Here is a 7,809-nt window from a genome sequence, read left to right as displayed (position 1 = left end):
TCCAGCGGGCTTGGAACCCGGGGCTCGCTGACGGTGGCGGGCGCGCTGGTGTCGACCGCCATGACGATCCTGCCCGGCGCCATCAGCCGGTCATAGGGCAGGGGGTTGATCGCACCGCCGTCGATCAGCACGCGCCCCTCGATCACGACGGGACGCACCAGCCCCGGGATCGCCAGCGAGGCGGCCACGGCCGGCGTCAGCGGGCCGCGGCCGAGCGCGACCTCGGCATGGAGATGATAGTCGGTCGCCGTCGCCAGAAAGGGGATGGCGAGGTCCTCGAAACGGTCCGGCACGGCCTCGGGCCAGAACAGGTCCAGCATCCGCTCACCGTCGATCAGCACCGGATTGCCGAGCCCGCGCATCAGGTCGGTGAACTTGCCGATACGGGCATCGAGCAGCCGCGCGATCACCTTGGCCCGGTCGCGGAAGGCCATCGTCGCATGCTCGCGCAGCTCACGGCCCGACAGTCCGGCGGCATAGGCGGCGCCGACGATCGCGCCCATCGAGCAGCCGGCGATCAGCGTCGGGCGGACGCCGAGTTCGTCGATCGCCTCCAGCACCGGGATATGGCTGAGGCCGCGTGCGCCGCCGGCTCCGAGCACGAGGGCGAGTTCGGGCTGGCCCGGCTGCGGCGGTCGCACGAGGGCCCCGTCATGCGCCTTGGTCTCGGGAGGTCGGGGCTGACGGCGCGGCATCACCCGGATCTGGCCCTTCGCCGCGCTTCAGGCAATGGGTTGCGCCAGGAAGGGCGCGAGCGCAGCCAGCGTCGCCGCCGGGTTCTCCTCGGGCAGGAAATGCCCGCTTTCGATCGCCTGTCCTTCTGCCTGGGGCGCGAAGGTCTCGCGCCAGATCTCGAGCGGGCTGGCGCCCTTTGCCGGGATGCCGGCCTCGCCCCACAGAATGAGCGTCGGGCAGAGGATGCGGTTGCCCGCGGCGAGATCGACCCGGTCTTGCTCGACATCGGTGGTCGCGCCGGCGCGGTAATCCTCGCAGGCGGCATGGATCCGGGCGGGGTCATTGAAGGACTCGCCATAGGCCTGCATCGCCAGCGGGTCGAACAGATCGAGCGACTTGGCCCGCGTCCAGTTCGCGATGGTATGGTCGAGCCAGCCCAGCGGATCGGCCTTGATCAGGTTCTCCGGCACCGGCTCCGGCTGGGCCAGGAAGGTCCAGTGATAGACCTGCATGGCGCGGCCCGCATTCATGCCGTCCCACATCGAGACCGTCGGCAGGATGTCGAGCAGCGCCAGCCTCTCGACACGGCCGGGGTGGTCCAGCGCCAGCCGGTAGGCGACGCGCGCCCCGCGGTCATGGCCGACGACGGAAAAGCGCAGATGTCCGAGCGCCTGCATCACCGCGACGATGTCCTCGCCCATGGCGCGCTTGGTATAGGTCTCCAGCCCGCCATCGCCATGCGGCGCCATCGACCAGCCATAGCCGCGCAGATCCGGGCAGACCACGGTGTGGGTTTTCGCCAGCTCGCCGGCGATTTTGTGCCATTCGGCATGGGTCTGCGGAAAGCCGTGGATCAGCACGACCGGCGGCCCTTCGCCGCCGACGCGGGCGAAGATCTTGCCGACGGGCCCGCTGATCCAGCGGCCGGAGAACCCCGGGAAGAGGCTGTCGAGATTGCTCATGGACGGGCTCCTGTGGCAGCAGCCGAGACGATATCGGTATGGCTGAAATCAATGCCCTTGTAGAGCAGCGGTGCGTTCAGCGATTTGGCCAGCGCGTAGGAGAAGCAGTCGCCGAGATTGAGGCTGGCCGGGTGGCGGCCCGTTCCGAAGCGAACGAAGGCTTCGCTGGCCAGGCGGCCTTGCTCGACATCGAGCGCGGCGGGCCGAACCTTGAGGTCGTCGAAGAGCACCTCCACTTCGCGCAAGGGCGTCGTGGCCCGTTTTCCGATCAGGACCATCACGCATTCGGTGAAGGTGACGGCAGAGCAGACACAATCGGAGGCATCGGTCAGCAGCCTTTGGAAATAGGCAGCCTCTGGCTCGCCAAAGGCAATCGCGACGATGGCCGAGCTATCGGCGACAATCACGCCGGCAGTCCGTTTTCATCATAGCCAAGGATCTCATCGGCCGACCGGTCATCCGTGACCGGATAGGAACGAAGACGCGCAAGCGTTTCCTCGAGCTTGACGAGATCGATGCGCCCTTCGCCACGCGGGAGCTCGGCCAGTTCGCGCTCCGCAGCGAAACGCACGGCGTCCTTGATCGTGCGACCCGTGCGCGCCGCGAGCTCCCGGACGATACGGTCCGTCTCGGCGTCTTTGATGAGGATTGCCATCGAAGCCTCCGTATATATCGGATCCTGCGCTGTATATACACGATTGCCCCGCCTCCGTCAGCCTTCGCGCTCGCGCGTGACCGCCTGCCAGCCGATGTCACGGCGGCAGAAGCCTTCCGGCCAGTCGATCGCATCGACGCCGCGATAGGCACGCGCCTGCGCTTCGCGCACCGTCTTGCCCAGCCCGACGACATTGAGCACGCGCCCACCCGCCGCCAGCAGCGCGCCCGCGCCATCCTGCTTCGTGCCGGCATGAAAGACGAGCACGTCGTCGAGTGCCGCCGCTGTCTCGACACCCCTGATGACGCTGCCCGTCTCCGGCTTGCCCGGATAGCCGCGCGCCGCCAGCACCACCGTCAGCGCCGCCTCGTCCGACCAGCGCAGTGTGATGTTGTCGAGCACGCCGTCGCAGGCGGCGAGCAGCGCCGGCACGATGTCGCTCTTCAGCCGTGGCATCAGCACCTCGCATTCGGGGTCGCCGAAGCGGACATTGTATTCGATCAGCTTCGGCCCCTGCGCGGTGATCATCAGCCCGGCGAAGAGCACGCCCTTGAAGGGCGTTCTGCGCTGGGCCATGCCCGCCAGCGTCGGCGCGATGATCTCCTTCATGACGCGCGCTTCCATGGCGGGCGTCATTACCGGGGCCGGCGAATAGGCGCCCATGCCGCCGGTGTTGGGTCCCGTGTCGCCGTCGCCGACGCGCTTGTGGTCCTGCGCCGAGGCGAGCGCCAGCGCGTTCGTCCCGTCGCAGAGCGCGAAGAAGCTCGCCTCCTCGCCGATCATCCACTCCTCGATGACGACCTCGGCGCCGGCCGCGCCCAGCCCGCCGCCGAACATCATCTCGATCGCTTCATTCGCCTCGTCGATTGTCTCCGCCATGACCACGCCCTTGCCGGCGGCGAGACCGTCGGCCTTGATCACGATCGGTGCACCCTGTGACGCGACATAGGCCTTGGCGGAGGCTGCGTCTGCAAAGCGGCCGAAGCCCGCGGTCGGGATGCCGAACTGCGCGCAGAGCTCCTTGGTGAAGGCCTTCGAGCCTTCGAGCTGGGCTGCGGCTTTCGAGGGGCCGAAGACCTTGAGGCCGGCCGCCGCGAGATCGTCGGCGAGGCCGGCGACCAGCGGTCCCTCAGGCCCGACGACGACCAGTCCGATGCCCTGCAGCTTGCAGAAGGAGGCGACAGCGCCGTGGTCCGCGATGTCGATGACGACATTCTCCCCGCATCGCGCGGTGCCGGGGTTACCGGGCGCGATGAAGAGCCGGTCGCAGAGCGGCGAGGCCGAGATGGCCCAGGCAAGCGCATGCTCGCGGCCGCCCGATCCGATCAGAAGAATCTTCATCGTCATTCCAATCCGCAGGGCTGGTCTTGCAAGCCCTCATCCTGAGGAGCGTTCCGTAGGAACGCGTCTCGAAGGATGCTCCAGTGCGCGCTGGACCATCCTTCGAGACGCCGCGTGCCGCGGCTCCTCAGGATGAGGGCTGTGATGGGCCAAGAGTCGATGCGGCAATAGCCGCCGCGCGGCGCGACGGCAACGCTTCTGCGGCCGCTCCGGCGCCGCTATGGTCGCGCCATGGACAGCGAATCGCCCAAGCCCGTCGGCAACACCCCCGAATGGTCGGTCTCGGACCTCTCCGGCGCGCTCAAGCGCACGCTGGAGGACGCCTTCGGCTTCGTGCGCGTGCGCGGCGAGATTTCGGGCTATCGCGGCCCGGTCGGCTCGGGCCATGTCTATTTCTCGCTGAAGGATGCCAACGCCAAGATAGATGCGGTGATCTGGAAGGGCGTCTTCGGCCGGCTGAAGACGAAGCCGCAGGAGGGCCTCGAGGTCATCGCCACCGGCAAGATCACCACCTTCGCCGGCAAGTCGAGCTATCAGATCATCATCGACTCGCTCGAGCCCGCCGGCATCGGCGCGCTGATGGCGCTGCTCGAGGAACGCCGCCGCAAACTGGCGGCGGAAGGGCTGTTCGCGCAGGAGCGCAAGCAGCTCATCCCCTATCTGCCCCGTGTGATCGGCGTCGTCACCTCGCCGACCGGCGCCGTCATCCGAGACATCCTGCACCGGCTGGAGGACCGCTTTCCCCGCCATGTCCTGGTCTGGCCGGTGCGGGTGCAGGGCGAGACGAGCGCGGCCGAGGTCGCCGCCGCCATCGCCGGCTTCAACGCCTTGCCAGAGGGCGGGCGCATCCCGCGGCCCGACGTCATCATCGTCGCCCGCGGCGGCGGCTCGCTCGAAGACCTGATGGGCTTCAACGAGGAGATCGTGGTCCGTGCCGCGGCCGCCTCGCTGATCCCGCTGGTCTCGGCGGTCGGCCACGAGACCGACGTCACCCTGATCGACCACGCCGCCGATCTGCGTGCGCCCACGCCGACCGGCGCGGCCGAGAAGGTCGTGCCCGTGCGGGCCGAGCTGATGAGCCTCGTTGCCGACCTCGCGCGCCGCCAGGCCGGTGCGATGCGCCGCCTCTCCGACCGCCGCCGCAGCGATCTGCGCGCGCTCGCCCGTGCCTTGCCCGGCCCCGAGGCGGTGCTGTCGGGCCCGCGCCAGCGGCTCGATCTCGCCTCGGCCCGGCTCGCCCCGGCGCTGGCGGCCAATGCCCGCAAGCACGAACAGAAGCTCGGCTTCGCCGCGCAGCGCTTGGCGCGTCAGTCGCCCTTGGCGCGCCTCGCGGCGCTGCGGGCTCGGCTCGAAGGCTATGGGCGCGTGCTGGCGCAGGCGCGCAACGCCGCGCTGTCCGCCGAGAGCCGCCGGATCGCCGAGGCTCGGCGGCGACTGCAGGAACTCGAGCAACGCGCGGCAAAGGCCCTGGCCCGCGGGGTCGCCCTGCGCGGCGAGCGTCTGCCGGCGCTGGAAGCGCGCCTTCAGCGGGCGTTCGCGCAAAGCCTGATGCGCCGCCGGGAGCGCTTGCGGTCCGCGGTGTCGCTGCTCGCCTCGCTCGGGCCCGAGGCGGTGCTGGCGCGCGGCTATGCGCTGGTGCGCGACGAGGCGGGGGCCGTGATCCGCGATCCGGCGCAGCTGCGCGCCGGCCAGGCGCTCGGCGTGCAGGTCGCGGGCGGGCGCTTCGGTGTGGTCGTGGCAGGGGGCGGGGAGGGGCCTGCCCGTTCGGCCCGTCCCGCCCGGCGCGATGGGCCGAAGACGGCGCAGGGCGACCTGTTCTGATCGACGCTCGCCTCAGAGCCCCTTCAGGAAGGCCTTGACCCGCTTGATCGCGTCTTCGCGCGCTTCGGGATTGGTGCCGACGGTCGCCTTGCCGGTGCCGGTCGCGGAGAAGGCGATGTCGCTGCGCTCCTTCACCTCCAGCCGCGGATGGTCGAAATCATGCAGCGCGCCCGGATAGATCACGATCTCGACCTTTTCGCCCCGGGCTCGCGCGGCCTTCGCCAGGAAGTCGCAGGGGCCGACCGGCGTCCAGTCGTCGGCGTCGCCCATCAGGATCATCGCCGGCAGCCGCGCCATGAAGCTCGCGGACTCCGATTGCGTCCTGCAGCCGGGATAGAAGGCGATCGCCCGGCTGAAATCGGGTCGCTCATCGGCCGGCCGGCGATCCGTGCGGATGGCGGCCAGCACGGACGAACCGCCGCCCGACCAGCCCAGCAGGGCGACCTGGTCGGCCAGCACGTCGCGTCTCGACTGCAGCCAGTGCCGCGCAGCCGCGGCGTCCGCGACGCGTTCGCGGCTGGCCCGCACGGTGACCTCCTTGACGCCGCATTGCGAGCCCAGCCGGCGCGAGCCGTAGCTGTCCGGCATCAGGACGACATAGCCTTCGGCTGCGAGCCGCTCGCCCCAGTCGGAATGGCGCAGCGAGAGCCTGCCGCTTTCACGAAACAGGCCGCCGCAGCCATGCAGGGCGACGACCGCCGGGAACGGCCCCGGTCCCTTCGGCCGGTAGAGCACGGCGTCGAGATCGCCGTCATAGCTCGGCAGGCGCACGCGCTCGTAGCCGCCCGCGAGCGCGGCGCTGGTCAGCAGCGACAGGCCGGCCAGAGCGGCGGCGATGCGTACGAGGCAAAGTGTCACGAGGCTGGACTTCGTCGGCGGGGGCGCTATCACGGATCGGGATTATCCCGGCATTGCCTCCGTGGATCAATGTTTTAGATAGATTGTCATGAACATCAGCGAACGCGCCCCGATACCGGGACCTGAAGCCGCCCTGGACTACGGCCACGGCGAATTCCGCGTCGTGCGCCCCGGCGCCTTCGTCCGTTGCGCGGTGACCGGCGCGCCCATCCGCATCGAGGATTTGCGCTACTGGTCGGTGGACTGGCAGGAGGCCTATGCCTCGCCTGAAGCCGTGCAGTTGAGGCTACGTCGCGCCGGCAGGGGTTGAGCCGGCAGCACCGGCAAGCAGCGCCTCGATGCGCTCGGGTGCGTCGAACACCAGCCTGACGGGCACGGGCAGGAGCCGCCCGCGCTCCTCATCCGGCCAGAGCGGCGCGAGCTTCACCCAGTCCTTTTCCGTGGTGGCGATCAGGCTGTCATAGAGCGCGGCCTCCGCGACCACCGCCCGGACATCGTCGCGACGATAGGCGTGATGATCGCCATAGGCCCGCTCGGCCACGATCCGCGCGCCGGCCTCCCTCAAGGTCGCCGCGAACTTCTCTGGCCTGCCGATGCCCGACACGGCCAGCACCGGCTGATCCGCGAGACGCGCGACCACGGCGGGATCGGGGGCGAGCCGCGCGCCGAGCGTGGCGATGCCGCGTGCCGCCGCCGCGGCGGCGACCGCAGCCCCCGGCCCTCCGGCACCGATCACCAGCACGGCGTCGACCTCTCCGAGTTGCCCCTCCAGCGGCGCGCGCAGGGGCCCCGCCGGCAGGCACAGGCCATTGCCGACCCCGGACGCGCCGTCGACCACCGCGAGCCTCAACCGCTTGACCAGCGCCGGGTTCTGCAGGCCGTCATCCATCACGATGACGCTGGCGCCCAGCGCCCGGGCGAGGCTCGCTCCCGCGACGCGGTCGCGCGCGATGACGGTGCGGGCATGGCGCGCCATCAGCAGCGGCTCGTCGCCGACCGCGTGGGCGGCATGGTGTTCGGGGTGGACCTCGACCGGGCCGGGCAGGGACCCGCCATAGCCGCGCATCAGCACGAAGGGCGTTTCGCCGCGCTGTGTCAGGATGTCGGTCAGCGCGATGGCGGTCGGCGTCTTGCCGGCGCCACCTGCAACGAAGTTGCCGACGCAGATGACGGGTACCCCGCAGTCGGCGCCCGGCCGCCGCATGCGCCGCAGCGTGATCGCGCCATAGACCCATCCGATCGGGGCAAGCAGCCGGGAGAGCAGGCTCGGCCGGCGCCACCAGAAGGCGGGCGCCCGCATCAGGCGGCGCCGTCGCGCTGGCCGAGCGCCATCCGCATCAGCAGGGGCTCCAGTGCCTGGATCGTGCGGTTGAGCGCGCCGCCCAGTTCGGCGCTGGTCTGGGCGGCGGCACGCGCGGCCTGGCGCGCGCTGGCGGGGTCGCTCAGCCAGCGATGCACCGCTCCCGCCAGCCCCTGCGCGTCGGCGACCTCGCGCGC

Annotated in this window: 9 protein-coding genes and 1 pseudogene; 2 read left to right on the top strand and 8 right to left on the bottom strand. The window is 70.4% G+C overall.

Translation table 11 applies throughout. The features are described 5' to 3' along the window. From Q8M82_RS10355 to purD, 5 genes are all read right to left on the bottom strand, one after another. Window positions 1-695, bottom strand: a 695-nt coding sequence (locus Q8M82_RS10355) for a patatin-like phospholipase family protein (RefSeq protein ID WP_305691284.1), incomplete at its 3' end; no start/stop codon positions are given. Between the two features lie 27 nt (window positions 696-722). Continuing rightward, window positions 723-1,637 carry an alpha/beta fold hydrolase gene (locus Q8M82_RS10350; RefSeq protein ID WP_305691283.1) on the bottom strand — a complete coding sequence of 305 codons (915 nt, stop codon included), beginning with the start codon at window positions 1,635-1,637 and terminating at the stop codon, window positions 723-725. Beyond that, entirely contained in the window at window positions 1,634-2,044 is a 411-nt protein-coding gene (locus Q8M82_RS10345) for a type II toxin-antitoxin system VapC family toxin (protein WP_305691282.1), read from the bottom strand. Before Q8M82_RS10345 ends, Q8M82_RS10350 begins: the two co-directional genes overlap by 4 nt. After that, window positions 2,041-2,292, bottom strand: coding sequence for a type II toxin-antitoxin system VapB family antitoxin (locus Q8M82_RS10340; RefSeq protein WP_305691281.1), 252 nt, complete (start codon window positions 2,290-2,292; stop codon window positions 2,041-2,043). Before Q8M82_RS10340 ends, Q8M82_RS10345 begins: the two co-directional genes overlap by 4 nt. A gap of 57 nt (window positions 2,293-2,349) precedes the next feature. After that, complete coding sequence (gene purD / locus Q8M82_RS10335) at window positions 2,350-3,633, bottom strand: phosphoribosylamine--glycine ligase (RefSeq protein WP_305691280.1); 1,284 nt, start codon at window positions 3,631-3,633, stop codon at window positions 2,350-2,352. 231 nt (window positions 3,634-3,864) lie between these two features. Here purD and xseA point away from each other — a divergent pair, with 231 nt between their 5' ends. Then, the gene (gene xseA / locus Q8M82_RS10330; protein ID WP_305691279.1) at window positions 3,865-5,454 is read left to right on the top strand and encodes an exodeoxyribonuclease VII large subunit; all 1,590 of its coding nucleotides are present in this window, start codon (window positions 3,865-3,867) and stop codon (window positions 5,452-5,454) included. A 12-nt stretch (window positions 5,455-5,466) separates the two neighbouring features. Here xseA and Q8M82_RS10325 read toward each other — a convergent pair whose 3' ends face one another. After that, window positions 5,467-6,345 (bottom strand): dienelactone hydrolase family protein, encoded by an 879-nt coding sequence (locus Q8M82_RS10325; protein WP_305691278.1) that lies wholly within the window; start codon window positions 6,343-6,345, stop codon window positions 5,467-5,469. A 55-nt stretch (window positions 6,346-6,400) separates the two neighbouring features. Between Q8M82_RS10325 and Q8M82_RS10320 the strand changes: the two genes are divergently transcribed. Continuing rightward, window positions 6,401-6,622 carry a DUF2093 domain-containing protein gene (locus Q8M82_RS10320; protein ID WP_305691277.1) on the top strand — a complete coding sequence of 74 codons (222 nt, stop codon included), beginning with the start codon at window positions 6,401-6,403 and terminating at the stop codon, window positions 6,620-6,622. Here Q8M82_RS10320 and lpxK read toward each other — a convergent pair. Further along, window positions 6,599-7,612, bottom strand: a complete 1,014-nt coding sequence (gene lpxK, locus Q8M82_RS10315) for a tetraacyldisaccharide 4'-kinase (RefSeq protein WP_305691276.1) — start codon at window positions 7,610-7,612, stop codon at window positions 6,599-6,601. The genes Q8M82_RS10320 and lpxK overlap by 24 nt on opposite strands. Further along, window positions 7,612-7,809 (bottom strand): annotated as a pseudogene (locus Q8M82_RS10310) (3-deoxy-D-manno-octulosonic acid transferase); the annotation flags it as partial. The gene lpxK and the pseudogene Q8M82_RS10310, both read right to left, overlap by 1 nt.

Origin of the sequence: Allobosea sp. (assembly GCF_030694325.1) — a bacterium.
GTDB lineage: Bacteria > Pseudomonadota > Alphaproteobacteria > Rhizobiales > Beijerinckiaceae > Allobosea.
This window is presented reverse-complemented; position numbering and strand designations above follow the sequence as displayed.

What these genes read in the sequence shown, in the direction of transcription:
- lpxK (WP_305691276.1), bottom strand. Translation starts at nt 7,612, where the DNA reads ATGCGGGCGCCCGCCTTCTGGTGGCGCCGGCCGAGCCTGCTCTCCCGG.
- Q8M82_RS10350 (WP_305691283.1), bottom strand. Translation starts at nt 1,637, where the DNA reads ATGAGCAATCTCGACAGCCTCTTCCCGGGGTTCTCCGGCCGCTGGATC.
- Q8M82_RS10320 (WP_305691277.1), top strand. Translation starts at nt 6,401, where the DNA reads ATGAACATCAGCGAACGCGCCCCGATACCGGGACCTGAAGCCGCCCTG.
- purD (WP_305691280.1), bottom strand. Translation starts at nt 3,633, where the DNA reads ATGAAGATTCTTCTGATCGGATCGGGCGGCCGCGAGCATGCGCTTGCC.
- xseA (WP_305691279.1), top strand. Translation starts at nt 3,865, where the DNA reads ATGGACAGCGAATCGCCCAAGCCCGTCGGCAACACCCCCGAATGGTCG.
- Q8M82_RS10340 (WP_305691281.1), bottom strand. Translation starts at nt 2,292, where the DNA reads ATGGCAATCCTCATCAAAGACGCCGAGACGGACCGTATCGTCCGGGAG.